The organism is Metabacillus sp. KJ11-3 (genome assembly GCF_055808295.1).
In genome coordinates this window covers 4,628,145-4,643,512 of sequence record NZ_CM147865.1, presented here as the reverse complement: position 1 = coordinate 4,643,512, position 15,368 = coordinate 4,628,145, and the positions used below count along the sequence as shown (strand labels likewise).

The 15,368-nt window shown below is 35.9% G+C and carries 12 protein-coding genes and 2 pseudogenes; 10 read left to right on the top strand and 4 right to left on the bottom strand.

The window, feature by feature from the left end:
- Window positions 1-341: 341 nt before the first annotated feature.
- The 3 genes and pseudogenes from AC0L8O_RS23145 to AC0L8O_RS23135 all read right to left on the bottom strand — a co-directional run bounded on the left by AC0L8O_RS23145 (window position 342) and on the right by AC0L8O_RS23135 (window position 3,534).
- Window positions 342-1,001 (bottom strand): hypothetical protein, encoded by a 660-nt coding sequence (locus AC0L8O_RS23145; protein WP_473445577.1) that lies wholly within the window; start codon window positions 999-1,001, stop codon window positions 342-344.
- A gap of 228 nt (window positions 1,002-1,229) precedes the next feature.
- Window positions 1,230-1,963, bottom strand: a pseudogene (locus tag AC0L8O_RS23140) (alpha/beta fold hydrolase).
- A 521-nt stretch (window positions 1,964-2,484) separates the two neighbouring features.
- Window positions 2,485-3,534: an NAD(P)/FAD-dependent oxidoreductase gene (locus AC0L8O_RS23135; RefSeq protein WP_473445575.1), complete on the bottom strand. Its 1,050-nt coding sequence runs from the start codon at window positions 3,532-3,534 to the stop codon at window positions 2,485-2,487.
- A gap of 257 nt (window positions 3,535-3,791) precedes the next feature.
- On the opposite strand from AC0L8O_RS23135, the gene AC0L8O_RS23130 reads away from it, so the two are divergent.
- From AC0L8O_RS23130 to AC0L8O_RS23115, 4 genes are all read left to right on the top strand, one after another.
- The gene (locus AC0L8O_RS23130; RefSeq protein ID WP_473445573.1) at window positions 3,792-4,637 is read left to right on the top strand and encodes an ABC transporter ATP-binding protein; all 846 of its coding nucleotides are present in this window, start codon (window positions 3,792-3,794) and stop codon (window positions 4,635-4,637) included.
- Window positions 4,588-5,526, top strand: a complete 939-nt coding sequence (locus AC0L8O_RS23125; protein ID WP_473445571.1) for an iron-hydroxamate ABC transporter substrate-binding protein — start codon at window positions 4,588-4,590, stop codon at window positions 5,524-5,526. Before AC0L8O_RS23130 ends, AC0L8O_RS23125 begins: the two co-directional genes overlap by 50 nt.
- 138 nt (window positions 5,527-5,664) lie before the next feature.
- Window positions 5,665-6,675 carry a FecCD family ABC transporter permease gene (locus AC0L8O_RS23120; RefSeq protein ID WP_473445570.1) on the top strand — a complete coding sequence of 337 codons (1,011 nt, stop codon included), beginning with the start codon at window positions 5,665-5,667 and terminating at the stop codon, window positions 6,673-6,675.
- The gene (locus AC0L8O_RS23115) at window positions 6,672-7,679 is read left to right on the top strand and encodes a FecCD family ABC transporter permease (RefSeq protein WP_473445568.1); all 1,008 of its coding nucleotides are present in this window, start codon (window positions 6,672-6,674) and stop codon (window positions 7,677-7,679) included. The genes AC0L8O_RS23120 and AC0L8O_RS23115 overlap by 4 nt, the downstream gene beginning before the upstream one ends.
- Window positions 7,680-7,739: 60 nt before the next feature.
- Here AC0L8O_RS23115 and AC0L8O_RS23110 read toward each other — a convergent pair.
- A pseudogene (locus AC0L8O_RS23110) lies at window positions 7,740-9,072 on the bottom strand (S8 family peptidase).
- A gap of 175 nt (window positions 9,073-9,247) precedes the next feature.
- On the opposite strand from AC0L8O_RS23110, the gene AC0L8O_RS23105 reads away from it, so the two are divergent.
- The 6 genes from AC0L8O_RS23105 (at window position 9,248) to AC0L8O_RS23080 (ending at window position 15,364) form a co-directional block, all read left to right on the top strand.
- Window positions 9,248-9,541, top strand: coding sequence for a Dabb family protein (locus AC0L8O_RS23105; protein WP_026562973.1), 294 nt, complete (start codon window positions 9,248-9,250; stop codon window positions 9,539-9,541).
- Between the two features lie 214 nt (window positions 9,542-9,755).
- Window positions 9,756-10,448 carry a response regulator gene (locus tag AC0L8O_RS23100; protein ID WP_473445566.1) on the top strand — a complete coding sequence of 231 codons (693 nt, stop codon included), beginning with the start codon at window positions 9,756-9,758 and terminating at the stop codon, window positions 10,446-10,448.
- On the top strand, window positions 10,441-11,445 hold the full coding sequence (locus AC0L8O_RS23095; protein ID WP_473445564.1) for a sensor histidine kinase: 1,005 nt from the start codon (window positions 10,441-10,443) through the stop codon (window positions 11,443-11,445). Before AC0L8O_RS23100 ends, AC0L8O_RS23095 begins: the two co-directional genes overlap by 8 nt.
- A gap of 104 nt (window positions 11,446-11,549) precedes the next feature.
- On the top strand, window positions 11,550-12,311 hold the full coding sequence (locus tag AC0L8O_RS23090) for an ABC transporter ATP-binding protein (protein WP_473445562.1): 762 nt from the start codon (window positions 11,550-11,552) through the stop codon (window positions 12,309-12,311).
- Window positions 12,301-14,247 (top strand): ABC transporter permease, encoded by a 1,947-nt coding sequence (locus tag AC0L8O_RS23085; RefSeq protein ID WP_473445560.1) that lies wholly within the window; start codon window positions 12,301-12,303, stop codon window positions 14,245-14,247. Before AC0L8O_RS23090 ends, AC0L8O_RS23085 begins: the two co-directional genes overlap by 11 nt.
- A 133-nt stretch (window positions 14,248-14,380) precedes the next feature.
- The gene (locus AC0L8O_RS23080; RefSeq protein ID WP_473445558.1) at window positions 14,381-15,364 is read left to right on the top strand and encodes a glycoside hydrolase family 43 protein; all 984 of its coding nucleotides are present in this window, start codon (window positions 14,381-14,383) and stop codon (window positions 15,362-15,364) included.
- Window positions 15,365-15,368: the final 4 nt, after the last annotated feature.

Here is a 15,368-nt window from a genome sequence, read left to right as displayed (position 1 = left end):
AGCGTTGAGGAGGCTCACCGCCCACCCCACGGAAAGCGAGCAGCCTGGAACTCAAATCAACAACCTCTACACTAATTACAAAGCAACAAGGTTTGCGAAAACAGCCTTTACTAACAAGAGAAACACTTGGAAATTTCACCTTTGATTTCCCAGATAAAAGAAAAACGCATGCAAGGATAATAAGTAGTCCAACAATTACGCTTGGAGTAATTGTCTCCCCCCAGTACATTTACTTATCGTAAAGTTTCATCGGCTTTTTTCATCTAAGAGATGGATTATGTCCCAACCTCTTTTTTCAATTACGTGGAGTATCTCATAAGAATAAAGACATTGTTTTACTCTCAATTATCTATTGATAAAGTAATATAACGCTGAGTTAAAAATAAAGAAAAGATAAAGAACAACTCAAATAAGTTGATTATAGCTGTACTTGGAAGGTTAATAGGTATAGCACTTCCTGCAATCATAAGAGCTACCCCAATCATCATTATCGTCCATCGTGTTTTGCGATATAGGGATACTCCAACAATAAGCAAAATGAATGCCACAATAATAACCATTAAAGGTGGACCAGAGACTCCTACAAGAGTATATCGAACGATGCCATACTCGCGTATTATTGCCGGATTTTTATTAATCGTCTCTATAATCTCATAACTTATAAGAGCAAGTGTACCCATTAGAAAGGTAATTTTGAATATAAATTTGTTAGCCCATTGAAGTTTAGACTGCTTTGCTACTCCGTAAGCAAAAAGTAAAAGAGTAGGCGTAAATAAAGCATGGTACCAAAAGCGAAACACACTTAAAAAAAGGAGTACATTACCTTCGCCGATAAATGATCCCACAGAAATGATGATATTATCGTAAATCAGACCAACTATAACAAGAGGTAGAAATACCATATAAAAGGATACGGTTCTCTTTTGTATAAGTTTTATACTTAAAAGAAGCAACGTTAAATAGCAAATACTAAGCAGAAAATAGAGTATTGTATCAATCATTTTTTTCTCCTTGATTATTTAAATAAACACTAAGATCTAAGTCTCATAATGTATTTTAGTGTCATTTTGTTTATTTAGCGATTCGCAACTTTTCCAATCAACACGTGTACTATTTTTTACTTTTACCTTTTGACTGGAATGTTTTTTTGCTCATAAGGCTTTAATTAAAAGATCCATTGACTTATAAACATCACCCTTCAACAGAATTCTCTTATAACAAATTGTTAATTAATTAATATTTTCTTTTATCCATGTCGAAGTAACACTAACCATTTCGTCCTGTTGTTTCTTAACAGTTATAGATGATTTAAAGTCCCCTTTTTGTGCTCCATAAATGCCAAATTGACCATGGTTACCACCTTTTATTTCATGCATGGTTGTTTTTTTGACAACAAATGCTTTGTATCTTCAATTTCCTCTACCGTTGATAAACCATCTTTTTCACCATAGATTGAAAGCATAGGAAGATTCCTTTTTGAGAAATCAGTTCCTTCATCAGGGTAAGAACCTAACAAGAACACACCATCAATTTCTTTAGGGTGATTATACGCAAATTTAGATGCAGTAACACCGCCTAAAGAATGACCACCTACAATCCATTTTTGGACAGAGGAGTAAGTATCTATTATCTCTTGTGCTTTGTTCGAGTCAAACAATGCGAAGTTAAGATTTACATTAGGTATAACGACTAGATAACTTTGCTTTGCTAATTGTTTACCGTAGTAACTATATGCTTCCGGTTCTACTTTTGCCCCAGGATACAATACAATTCCCACTTGATTATTATCTTTTGAGTTGAAGATAATCCAATCTTTGTCATACTTAATGTCCTTTTTATTTACCAGTGTATAAAGCTTTTGCGATGGCTCATACGTTTGTTGTGACCATGTAATGAAACCAAGAAAACCTATCATGATTATTGCAACGAGACTAATGAAAAGATAAGTCACTTTTCTTTTCATAGATGTATCCCCCCTTTTTTACTTACCAGAATTTTTACAACGAATGACCTTTGCTATTTTTGTCATTCTTTCCTAAGATTTTGTTAGGTATAGATTTAAAATTTTAAAAGATTAATTAGCACTCTTTTATTAATTATATATACCGGAAGGTTAATTAATCAACTAGTTTAATCATGGAAATCTCTTGAAATAGAATAAAGGAAGAAACAAAGGAGCAAGAAATCGATTTTGATAAAGTGGAGAGAGGGTTTCTAGCCTTCTCTCTTATTAATTCAACCTTGTTATTACTCTCTTTAAAACAATGGGGCATACGTTCTACAATGTTGCTGCCACTTACCCTCGTGACTTTAAATCCTTGTTTCCTTAATTAAGCATCTATCTTCCAATCATTTGCTTTTTGCTGGTGAGGAATGATAGGCTTTTTCACTTACTCTTCCTAAGGCTGATTTTACATGATACAAATAAAATGAAATGTTTATTTATACTAAAAAATGCCCCATAAACATAATGGGACATTAACATTATTTGATCATCTGCTTCACAAGATCTCTATTCCGTTCTTTAAATAACTCATTATGTGAAGACACCATTCCAACTTTATAAGCGTCCGGTTGAATATATTGCTTTGCTTTATTTACAGCATTTGCTGCATCTTGAAAGGCTCCTGCAATCAGGTTCAGTTTTCCTTCATGCTTCAAAATATCACCCGCTGCATACATTCCTTTGATTGAAGATTCACTACTGGATGTGCCTTCAACAAAATATTGATCAATTAAGGATACATCCAACTGACTATTTTTAAGTAATGATGCATCTCGTTCATAACCATGATTAATAATGACCTCATCTATAGGTAAATAGGTGACTTCTCCTGTTTCTTGATTTGTTAATTCTACTTTTTCAATATCTTCATGATTTTCACGAGCAATTAGCTTTGTAATCGATGTTTGATAAATGCAAGTAGCCGTGCTATTCATCAATTGTGTGATTTGGGCTTCATGTCCGGTTAAGTTTGGCTTTCTATGTACTAAATATACCTTTTTTGCAATTGGTTCCAGTTCATTGGCCCAGTCTATTGCTGAGTTCCCACCACCTGAAATGACAACCGTACGATCTTTAAATCGTTTTAACGATTTTACTGTATAATGTAGATTTGAAACTTCAAACTTTTCTGCTCCTTCAATTTCAAGCTTTTGCGGATTTAATATTCCACCTCCAACAGCAATAATGACTGTTTTTGATAAATGCTTATATCCAGATGAAGCTAACAATGTAAACATTCCATTTTCATCACGTGAAATCGATTCGATTTTTTCACCTAAAACGACTGTTGGATCAAATGTTAATGCTTGTTGAACTAATTGTTCAATTAATTTTTCTCCAAGTATAGGTGTTTGCCCACCAATATCCCATATCATTTTTTCAGGATATACATGTATTTTTCCACCGAGCTGTGGTTGAAATTCAATTAATTTTGTTTTCATTTCTCTAAGTCCACTATAAAAAGCTGAGTAAAGTCCTGCTGGCCCTCCCCCAATGATCGTAACATCATATATTTCTTGTGAGTCCATTCCTTTCACTCCTTAGCTTGAACATCAATGATTATCATTCTCATTTACTATACAACGCTTTCCTAACTTTTACAACATGAAATTATACATTGACAATAGTAAAATGGAATTATAGAATTTAGTTATTCAGTAATGATAATCATTTTCATTACAATCATTTCTTTTAATGTGTATAAACTGCGGTTAGACATAAAAACTAAGTAAACTCTATACATTCTGATAGTCAAAAAAACCTATATAAACGGAGGTTACATTATATGGTTCGCCTTTACACTAATAATTTAAAAATTGGATATGGTGAACGGTTGATTGTAAAAGATCTTAGTGTAGAGATTCCAGATAAAAAAATTACAACCATCATTGGATCTAATGGTTGTGGAAAATCTACTTTATTAAAAGCTATTACAAGGATCATTCCACATCAATCGGGAAATGTCGTTTTGGACGGAGGAGATATTTCTAAGGTAAATACGAAAATTCTCGCGAAGAAAATGGCAATCCTTCCCCAAACACCTGAAAGTGCCAGTGGGTTAACCGTAGGCGAACTAGTATCTTATGGACGCTTCCCCTATCAAAAAGGCTTTGGTCGTTTAACAAAAAAAGATTATGAAGTAATTGATTGGGCACTTGAAGTAACGGGAACAAAAGACTTTAAATTCAGACCCGTTGATGCCTTATCAGGGGGTCAACGTCAAAGAGTTTGGATTGCAATGGCCCTTGCTCAGGAAACAGACATCATCTTTTTAGATGAGCCTACAACCTACTTAGATATGGCTCACCAACTGGAAGTACTTGAACTTCTCCAAAAACTTAACCAAGAACAAGAACGTACTATTGTTATGGTTTTACATGATTTAAACCAAGCTGCGCGATTTGCTGACTATATTATTGCGTTAAAAGATGGTCAGGTCATAAAAGCCGGTGATTGTAAAGAAGTTATCACACATGATGTATTAAAAAAAGTTTTCCATATCGATGCTGAAGTAGGCACAGATCCACGCACAAACAAGCCGATGTGCATCACATATAATTTACTTAAGGGAGAAGAAAAAAATGAAGAAACTGTTAATTCCATTCACGCTGCTGCTGTTGCTAGTTATTAGTGCATGTGGCAACAATAATTCAACATCTGAAAACGAAGGAAACGGAAGCACCCCTCCTGAAGATAAACAACCGGAAACGATTACATATGAGTCTGAAAATGGACCTATTGAAGTTCCGGCTGACCCGCAACGTGTTGTGTTACTTTCCGGATTTGCTGGTAATGTTCTTGATCTAGGAGTAAACGTAGTAGGTGCTGAATCATGGGCGATCAACAGCCCAATTCTTGCAGATGAATTAAAAGATGCAGTAGAAGTAACGGATGAAAGCTTAGAAGAAATTATCGAACTAGAGCCAGATTTAATTATTGGGCTTTCAACAATTAAAAACGTCGATAAGCTAAGTGAAATTGCTCCGACTGTCACATATACATGGGGTAAAGTTGATTACTTAACACAACATCTAGAAATCGGTAAGCTTTTAAACAAAGAAGAAGAAGCTAAAGCATGGGTGGAAGATTTCAAATCCCGTGTAGAAGAAACCGGTAAAGAAATTAAAGCAAAAATTGGTGAAGATGCAACAGTATCTGTCATTGAAAGCTATGGAAAAGATTTATATGTATACGGCGATAACTGGGCAAGAGGAACAGAAATTCTTTATCAAGGAATGGGCTTGAAAATGCCTGAAAAAGTAAAAGAAGTTGCATTAGAATCAGGTTACTATACACTTTCAGCTGAGGTTCTTCCTGAATATGCCGGTGATTACGTCATTTTAAGTAAGTATTCAGATGCAGATACTTCATTCCAGGAAACTGAAACATATAAAAACATCCCTGCCGTGAAAAACAATCAAGTATATGAAATGGAAGGAAACGGTGCATCCTTCAGTGATCCAATCACATTAGAACACCAATTAGCCTTCTTTAAAGAATCATTCTTAGGTGAAAAATAAGAGGCAAGACTTGGTTTTTGGGTACAGAGGAATTCTTTTAAAGAATTCCTCTCTATTTTTTGTTAAAGTATGGATAGGACTTTAGAACATTATGTAAACGTTACACTAGCGAAAATTTCCAAAGAAAAGATGAGATACATGAAAAAGAACACCCAACTATTCATTCCATATATATTTAAATATGTTGCTGCCATCCTAGTATTTATCTGTTTATTTATCATTTCTTTAGTATTTGGAGCCGCCGATATTTCTGTTAAAGATGTGTGGCTTTCGGTTATGTCGAATATAACAAATGAGAAGATCACCATCATTCGGGAGATTCGATTACCTCGTGAGGTTGCTGCAATTTTTGTTGGTGCAGCACTTGCTACTTCCGGTGCTATTATGCAGGGAATGACAAGGAATCCACTTGCAGATCCCGGGTTACTTGGATTAACGGCAGGTGCTAATGCTGCGCTCGCAATCATGGTTTCATTTTTACCATCAGCTAACTACTTTTGGGTGATGGTTTCCTGCTTTATTGGTGCTGGCGTTGGGGCTTTATTAGTATTTGGAATAGGCTCAATGAAGAAAGGCGGCTTTTCCCCAATTCGTATTGTATTAGCCGGCTCTGCTATTTCAGCATTTCTCTATGCAATTGCAGAAGGAATTGGTCTTTATTCGAAAACTTCCAAAGATGTATCTATGTGGACAGCAGGAGGTTTGGTTGGTACAACCTGGTCTCAGTTACAAATCATCGTACCTGTAATTATCATTGGAATGATTATTACATTGTTTTTCTCAAAACAGTTAACGATTCTTAGTTTAAGTGAAGAAGTGGCAGTTGGACTTGGTCAAAAGACCTTTCAAATTAAAGTCGTTCTTTTCATTATGATTATCTTACTTGCAGGTGCTTCAGTCGCACTTGTTGGAAATATGGCTTTTATCGGTCTTATGATTCCACACATAGCAAGGGCTATTGTTGGAACCGATTATCGTTTTATTATTCCGATGTCAGCAATTGTTGGTGCAGCCTTCATGCTTTTAGCTGATACCCTTGGCCGGACGATGAACGCTCCATTTGAAACACCGGTGGTTGCAATTGTTGCCGTCATGGGCATCCCCTTCTTCTTACTTATTGTCAAGAAAGGAGGCAGGGCATTCTCATGATTCAAACATCATTAGTCAAAAAACAGCGGCTTTTTATTGCTATTTTTATCATACTTATTATTCTAACAGTTATTATTGGGCTGGGACTTGGAACTTCTTCTGTCTCATATAACCGAATTATTCCGACTCTCCTTGGCCAGGGAACATTTAAGGATGAATTCGTTTTATTTTCTATCCGCATGCCCCGAATTATAATTACCCTGCTGGCAGGAATGGCACTTGCATTATCAGGAGCAATCCTGCAAGGTATTACGAGAAATGAGTTAGCTGAGCCTGGTATTATTGGAATAAACTCCGGTGCAGGGGCAGCAATTGCGTTGTTTTATTTATTTTTCCCAATTGATTCAGGCTCATTTATCTATATGCTGCCGATCGTTGCTTTTCTTGGCGCTCTCGTGACAGCCATCTTAATTTATGTTTTTTCTTATGACCGAAAGGTGGGATTACAACCAATTAGACTGGTCTTGATCGGGGTAGGTTTTTCACTTGCTCTATCAGGCCTAATGATTGTTCTCATTTCATCTGCGGATCGCGTAAAAGTTGACTTTATTGCCAAGTGGTTGGCAGGAAATATATGGGGTACAGACTGGCCATTTATTCTCGCCCTTCTTCCTTGGCTAATTATCCTTATCCCTTTTACACTTTACAAAGCCAACCGTCTGAACATTCTTAGCCTTAGTGAACCGGTTGCAGTCGGTGTTGGTCTTTCTATTGAAAAAGAACGGATTGTTTTATTGTTAACAGCTGTCGCGCTTGCAGCCTCTGCTGTATCTGTAACAGGCGGAATTTCCTTTATTGGGCTAATGGCACCTCATATCGCAAGAGCCCTGGTAGGTCCAAGAAATCAATTGTTTATTCCTATTGCAGTATTAGTTGGCGGTTTTCTCTTATTGTTTGCTGATACAGTAGGACGTAATTTAATTGAACCCGATGGGCTACCTGCGGGGATTATGGTGGCACTGATAGGTGCACCCTACTTTGTGTATTTATTACTTAAGAAATAAAAGAGAGGGCAGTCTGCCATCAAACGGTTGACTGCCTATTTTCATTTCTTAGGAAATAACTTATCTTTTAGGAATGGATTTTTCCGCATTAATATATCCTACTCCATATATATTTGGATCTCTTCCCTTCCAAAAATCTGCGCCTTTTTTTAATAACTGTTTAATCTTTTGAGGTTGTAAGGACGGATTTTGCTGTTTCATTAAGGCAACGACACCTGCACAAATTGGAGTAGCCATTGATGTCCCTGATAACGTAAAGTATGATTGCCCAACCCGGTTTGCTCTTTGAAACTTATCTAAATAAGAATTAGGTGATCTTAAGGAGACAATATTAACACCTGGAGCAACAATATCCGGCTTAACGACTCCGTAAATAGTTGGACCTCGACTTGAAAAGCCGGCAATCACATCATCCTTTTTAGTGCTAGCAGTGTTTCGATCATCTAATGCTCCAACCGTAATGACTTGATCACTTATTCCAGGACTAGCAATTGTTTGACTTTCAGGTCCTTCATTCCCTGCTGCAGCACAAACAACAATACCTGCCTGCCATGCAGCTTCAACCATTTGAACCATAGGATCTTTATTTTCATTACTGTACGCTTGAGCGGTCGCACCTAGAGATAAGTTCATGATATCAATTTTGTCTGTAGGATGTTGCTCATTATATTGAATACACCATTCCACTCCTTGCATAATCGATTCAAGAGAACCTGATCCTATGCTATTTAATACTTTTATACCAACTAAATCAGCTTCAGGAGCTGGCCCTCTATATTTTTGCGATGAAGCCGCGCCATTTCCTGCAGCTGCACCTGCACAGTGTGTTCCATGGCCATTATCATCATACGGATCTGTCCGGCCATTAACGAAATCAACGAAGTCAGTAATTCTTCCTTTCAGATCTTCATGTGGATAAATGCCTTGTGTCAATAATGGCAATTTTGACTCCTTTTCCGGTTAATACAGTGTTATTTCTTACTACATTTTTGGCATTTGCCGATGGCACTGCTACATCTAATAAAGCACGAACTTCACTGTTTAAGTGAATTCTTTTAATACCATGACAAGTTGTGAGTAATTCCCCTAACGTATTTGGTGTAAGGTCAACACTACTACATGATACCCTTGGGAAATTCTGTCTGATATGACTATTAGGGCATTTTTGGATCGTTCCATTTAATTCTTCACAGCCCTTATCATATTGATCCTGTTCAAATTCAATAATAACCGGTACCTTCTTTTTGCTTTTAATCATTTCTTCTATGGTCTTGTGAAAAAATATTGGTGTGTATTTTAGTGGCTCATAAAGGTTTAAAATCTGTTCTCTTAATGGCTGGTCCATCTTGTCTGCATGAGTATGAACCATTTGAATCATTGAGTAGCCAAACATTAAAGCACCTCCATATCGTTTAGTAGCAATATATGAAGGGATATTTTAATAGGAACGGTAGAAATCCTAGTTCTATTTAAAATAATACCGATTTACTAGATTTCTTATAATTGCTATATCATTTGGTAATCTGTAAAATGAACAACGATACTTTTACTAGAATGGAGAGAATAGCATGATTCAACGTACAGTTCTATTAAAATTCAGGGAAGAAACAACACAAGAACAGCTTCAGGAAGTCATCAAACGTTTTAAAGCATTAGATGAGGTATTAACCGGGATTGTAGAAATTCAAGCAGGATTAAACCTGGCTGAAAAAAGCAAGGAATATCAAGTGATTCTTATGGTTCGTTTTGAGGATCAAGCTGCATTGGACGCATATTCTGCAAACGAAGATCATCAAGCAGTTGCAGCATTTATCCGTGAGTCTGGCAGACTTGATAGTATTGGGGTAGATATTGAGATTTAAGCTGTTTGAGGAGGGTGCTATTTTGTGCCCTTCTTATTTTTTATCTTTATTCTATTAGAAGGACTTTCATCACCTCTATGAAAGACATTTCCACGCTAAAAATCACTCTATTTTGTCATTACCCCTCTCACAAAAAGCAATAATAATAGAAAAAAGGAATTTTTTGCTATAGACTTTACTTATCAGCTAAATTTATGTCAGTGTGGTGAAAGCAGTGTTTAAAATATTGTTAATTGAGGATGATCGATCTTTATTTCATGAGGTCAAAGAGCGGTTGGCCGGATGGTCTTATGATGTGGAAGGAATTCATGATTTTAATAAGGTTATGCAGGAGTTCACAGATCATAAGCCTGACCTTGTCATCATTGATATTCAATTGCCCAAGTTTGATGGATTTCATTGGTGTCGATTGATTCGTAGTGTTTCAAAGGTTCCTATTATCTTTTTATCGTCACGGGATCATCCGACCGATATGGTTATGTCCATGCAGCTGGGGGCAGATGATTTTGTTCAAAAGCCCTTTCACTTTGATGTTCTCATTGCAAAAATTCAGGCTATTTTACGTCGGGTGTATGACTATAGTACAGAACAAACAAATGTGAAAACATGGTGTAATGCTACTGTTGATTTTGAAAAAAACGCAGTATTCAATGATGCCGGAACAATTGAATTAACCAAAAATGAGATGTTTATTTTAAAGCTTCTTATTCAACATAAGAACAATATCGTCAGCAGGGAAAACATCATCAATAGCTTATGGGATGATAAACGATTTGTAAGTGATAATACATTAACCGTAAATGTCAATCGACTTCGAAAACGGTTGGATGAAATAGGATTAGGACATCATATAGAAACAAAGGTAGGACAAGGGTATCGTGCGATTGAAGAGGACATCTATGATTAAGGAGTTTTTAATTGAGAGAATTAGTTGGATCTTGTTCATTTTTTCCATGCAGCTGCTCATCCTGTTTGTAGCTTATCTGGATCCAGTATTAACACTTAAACCTATTCTTTATATTGTCTTTATTATCACATTACTTTTTATCATTTTCCTCATCTTCCGATACAACAAGGAAACGAAATTTTATAAATTGTTACGAGAACGGGAAAATAACTTTGATTCAACAGATTTACCCAATCCTGAAACGCCTTTTGAGAAAATCATTACTACAAGTAGCACGGAACAAACAGAAAGATTAAAACAATTAGCTTCTCAAAACAAAATAATTCTTGAGCAGGAAAAAGATGAGCTTCTTTCATGGATTCATGAAGTCAAAACACCGTTAACAGCTATGCACTTGATTTTTGATAGGATTGAAGATCAAAAACTCAAGTCAGATGTAACGTATGAGTGGCTAAGAATTCATTTATTACTGGATCAGCAGCTTCACCAAAAAAGAATACGTTTTATCGAGAATGATTTACATATAGAAAAAACAGATTTAGAGCAGTTGCTTTTTGATGAAATCAAGACATTACAAACCTGGTGTATACAAAAAAGGATAGGTTTTGATCTTAAATTAAATACAACTGAAGTGTTAACAGATGCAAAGTGGCTTGCCTTTATAATAAGACAGCTTTTAACAAATGCTGTTAAGTATAGTGAAGACTCAGATATTACCGTAAAAAGCCTAACCAAAAATAATCAGGTCATCCTACAAATATCTGACTCCGGTCGGGGAATTGACCCAAAAGATATTTCACGGATATTTGACAAAGGCTTTACTTCTACTACCAATCATTCTGATCAATCCTCTACTGGAATGGGTTTATATTTAGCTAAAAAGGTGGCCCAAACCTTGCATATTCATATAGAGGTAGAGTCGACATTATATGTTGGGACAACCTTTACATTGATCTTTTCAAAGAGAAATGAATTTATAGATGTGATGGGCATGTGACAACATTGTCACATGCTTTTTTATTTTGTTAGCTTAATCGAAGGAAATGGTTTTTCTCTCTTTATATAATGAAAGTATCATTTTTAAGATAAGGAGTTTTTACAATGAAAGTATTGGAAGCTACGAAAATTCATAAAAGCTTTGGAAATAAGTTCAATAAACAGGAAGTGTTAAAGGGGATAGATATTAGTATTGAGGAAGGTGAATTTGTCAGCATCATGGGTGCTTCAGGATCTGGAAAAACAACCTTACTTAATGTTCTTTCATCAATTGATCGTGTGAGTGATGGCACAATTTTCATACAAGGAAAAGAAATGACAAGAATGAAAGAGAAGCAACTGGCTGAATTTCGGAAGCATCATCTTGGATTTATCTTTCAGGAATATAATCTACTAGATACTTTAACAGTGAAGGAAAATATATTATTGCCTTTATCAATTACAAAAACTCCACGAAAAGAAGCAAATGAAAAGTTTGAAGCTTTAGCTACACAACTGGGAATTCATGAACTGCAAAACAAGTATCCAAATGAAATCTCCGGCGGACAAAAACAACGTACATCTGCTGCAAGGGCATTTGTTCACGAACCTAGTATTATTTTTGCTGATGAACCGACCGGTGCCCTTGATTCCAAATCAGCTTCAGATCTTTTGCAAAAGCTGAGTGAATTAAATCAAAAGCGAAAAGCAACGATCATTATGGTTACACATGATCCAACTGCAGCAAGTTTTTGTCACAGAGTTATTTTTATTAAAGATGGACAAATTTACACGCAATTGCATAAAGGTGTCCAGGAAAGACAGGAGTTCTTTAAAGACATAATTAAAACCCAAGGTGTTCTAGGCGGTGTACAATATGAGCACTAATCAACTAATTGTTCGAAACTTTAAAAAAAATATTAAAAATTACTCTCTCTATGCATTTGCCTTAATCTTCACGGTTGCTCTATACTTTGCATTTGTTACTTTACAGTATGATCCTGCAATGGATGCTGCAAAAGGATCTATTAAGGGTGGAGCGGCTATTAAATCGGCATCGATTCTACTTGTTGCCATTGTTGGTGTTTTTCTCTTGTATGCAAACACCATCTTTATCAAAAGGCGGAGTAAAGAAATTGGTTTATTTCAATTAATTGGAATGACCAAACAAGAGATTTTTCGTATTTTGAGTTTGGAAAATATCATTCTATATTTTAGTTCATTATTTCTTGGAATCTTTGTTGGATTTTCCTTTTCAAAACTGATTACGCTAATTCTATTTAAGGTTACTGCTGTAGAAAGCGTCGCAACTCTTCGCTTTTCCACACAGGCCTTTATCCAAACAGTCATCGTCTTTAGTGCGATTTATCTTGTCATTATGGCAATGAATTTTCTTTTTATAAGAAAACAGAGCATTTTATCACTGTTTAGAGTGAAGTCATCATCAGAGGAGAAAGTAAAAAAGATCTCTGTAGTGGAAATTCTAATTGGAGTTCTTGGATTAACACTTATTATTTCGGGGTATTATGTCTCATCGAAATTATTTGATGGAGATTTTACGTCAATGAATGCATTGTTTTTAGCTATGGTGTTTATCCTTGGTTCAGTTATTATTGGAACATATTTGTTTTACAAAGGCTCCGTTCGTTTTATTGCCAATGTGATACGTAAAAAGAAGCAAGGATATCTAAATATTCATGAAGTGTTATCTCTTTCTTCTATTATGTTTCGTATGAAATCAAATGCCATGCTATTAACAATTATTACGACAGTTTCTGCCCTTGCCATCGGATTATTATCACTAAGTTATATCTCTTATTATTCAGCTGAGCAGATGGCTAATAATAGTGTTCCTGACGATTTCTCTTTTACAATTGAAAAGGATGCAGAGCAATTCAGACAAAAATTAACAGAGCAGAATATAGGTTATCGAGAAAAAGTCATTCCTGTTCTTCAAGCTAATGTGAACGCAAAAAACATCATGAATACGAAGCTAGAGGGATTAAATACTGATCCAGACTCAATGCAAATGCCTGTTGTAAGTGATGAAGATATTGATGGTATTGATGTTTCACCCGATGAAACAATCTTCACAGGATATAATGACTTACTACAAAGCTTTATGGGGTTGAAAGACTCAGGTGAAATTGCATTTGTTGGTAACAAAGAGGTTATCGATCAACAATACTTGGGTCTTGAGAAGAACTACCCTATTTCTTGGTACTTCACTAGTGGCGGATTACCAACTGCTATTGTTGATGAATCTACATTTCAACTTTTAGAAAAAGACCTTGTTCAAGATATCCAAAAAGAATCGAACCTATATATCGGAATCAGTTTAATAAATAAAGATGATGTTCAAGCAGCAAACGATCTATTTAATGACCTTGGCTTTGATACAAGTGAGAATCATGACTCACAGCTTAATTTAAGCAACAGTCAGAAAAATCAAATGGGTCTTGTTATGTTCATCGTAGGCTTCTTAGGGTTAACCTTCCTCATCACATCCGGCTGTATCCTTTACTTCAAGCAGATGGATGAAAGTGAAGATGAAAAACCGAATTATACAATCCTTCGAAAGCTAGGCTTTACTCAAACCGACCTACTAAAAGGGATTCAGGTAAAACAGGTTTATAACTTTGGAATACCACTAGTCATAGGCCTTCTGCATAGCTACTTTGCTGTACAATCAGGCTGGTTCTTATTCGGAACAGAGGTTTGGACACCAATGTTAATTGTCATGGGGCTATACACAGTCTTGTATTCTATCTTTGCAGTTCTATCCGTTATGTATGATAAAAATGTCATTAAGAGTGCTTTATAAACATTATTAAGGGGACAATGTCCTCTTTTTTGATTTTTAAAAAATAATAGATTTATTACTCACTTACTAGAAAGACACTGCTATAATAGATGTGTTAAGCGCTTACTAATCTTTCTGAATAAGGGGTAATCAAATGGAAACGAAAACAAAGCCAAACAAACCAATTGTGGAACATATTTTCACAGCAGATCCATCAGCACATGTATTTGAGGGAAAACTGTATATTTATCCGTCCCATGACCTTGATCATGACGAACCATCGAATGATAATGGCGATCAGTATAAAATGGAGGATTATCATGTTCTCTCAATGGACAATTTTGATTCTCCATGTGTGGATCATGGTGAAGTTCTTCACCTAAAGGATATTCCATGGGCAAAGAAACAGCTTTGGGCACCTGATGCTGCTTATAAAAACAACACTTATTATTTATTTTTCCCGGCAAGAGACCATGATGAAATCTTCAGACTTGGTGTAGCGACAAGCGATAACCCTGCAGGTCCTTTCACACCACAAGAAAACTACATACCTGGCAGCTTTAGTATAGATCCTGCTGTTTTGGTAGATGACGACAACAAATCATATGTTTATTTTGGTGGTCTTTGGGGTGGCCAGCTTGAAAAGTGGAAAACAGGTACATTTGATCCAAATGGCAAAGAACCGGCTTCAGATGAACCTGCACTGGGGCCAATTGTAGCTGAGTTATCAGATGATATGCTTTCCTTTAAAGGAAAACCCCAAGAGATCTCAATTGTTGATGAAAATGGAGATCCAATTTTAGCTGGTGATGAAGATAGACGATTTTTTGAAGGAGCTTGGGTCCATAAATATAATGGTTATTACTACCTCTCTTACTCAACAGGTACCACTCATTATATTGTGTATGCCATGAGTAAAAACCCACAAGGTCCTTTCGTCTATAAAGGAAAAATTCTTACTCCTGTTATCGGCTGGACAACACACCATTCCATTGTTCAATTTGAGGATAAGTGGTATTTGTTCTATCATGACTCTTCATTATCAGATGGAGTGAACCATAAGCGAAGTGTGAAATACTCAGAACTTCACTACAACGACGATGGCACCATTCAGACGATTGATCCTTATAAAGAGTAAATGA

What these genes read in the sequence shown, in the direction of transcription:
- AC0L8O_RS23125 (WP_473445571.1), top strand. Translation starts at nt 4,588, where the DNA reads ATGAAGAAACTGTTAATTCCATTCACGCTGCTGCTGTTGCTAGTTATT.
- AC0L8O_RS23115 (WP_473445568.1), top strand. Translation starts at nt 6,672, where the DNA reads ATGATTCAAACATCATTAGTCAAAAAACAGCGGCTTTTTATTGCTATT.
- AC0L8O_RS23120 (WP_473445570.1), top strand. Translation starts at nt 5,665, where the DNA reads ATGAAAAAGAACACCCAACTATTCATTCCATATATATTTAAATATGTT.
- AC0L8O_RS23145 (WP_473445577.1), bottom strand. Translation starts at nt 1,001, where the DNA reads ATGATTGATACAATACTCTATTTTCTGCTTAGTATTTGCTATTTAACG.
- AC0L8O_RS23085 (WP_473445560.1), top strand. Translation starts at nt 12,301, where the DNA reads ATGAGCACTAATCAACTAATTGTTCGAAACTTTAAAAAAAATATTAAA.
- AC0L8O_RS23105 (WP_026562973.1), top strand. Translation starts at nt 9,248, where the DNA reads ATGATTCAACGTACAGTTCTATTAAAATTCAGGGAAGAAACAACACAA.
- AC0L8O_RS23130 (WP_473445573.1), top strand. Translation starts at nt 3,792, where the DNA reads ATGGTTCGCCTTTACACTAATAATTTAAAAATTGGATATGGTGAACGG.
- AC0L8O_RS23095 (WP_473445564.1), top strand. Translation starts at nt 10,441, where the DNA reads ATGATTAAGGAGTTTTTAATTGAGAGAATTAGTTGGATCTTGTTCATT.
- AC0L8O_RS23090 (WP_473445562.1), top strand. Translation starts at nt 11,550, where the DNA reads ATGAAAGTATTGGAAGCTACGAAAATTCATAAAAGCTTTGGAAATAAG.
- AC0L8O_RS23135 (WP_473445575.1), bottom strand. Translation starts at nt 3,534, where the DNA reads ATGGACTCACAAGAAATATATGATGTTACGATCATTGGGGGAGGGCCA.
- AC0L8O_RS23080 (WP_473445558.1), top strand. Translation starts at nt 14,381, where the DNA reads ATGGAAACGAAAACAAAGCCAAACAAACCAATTGTGGAACATATTTTC.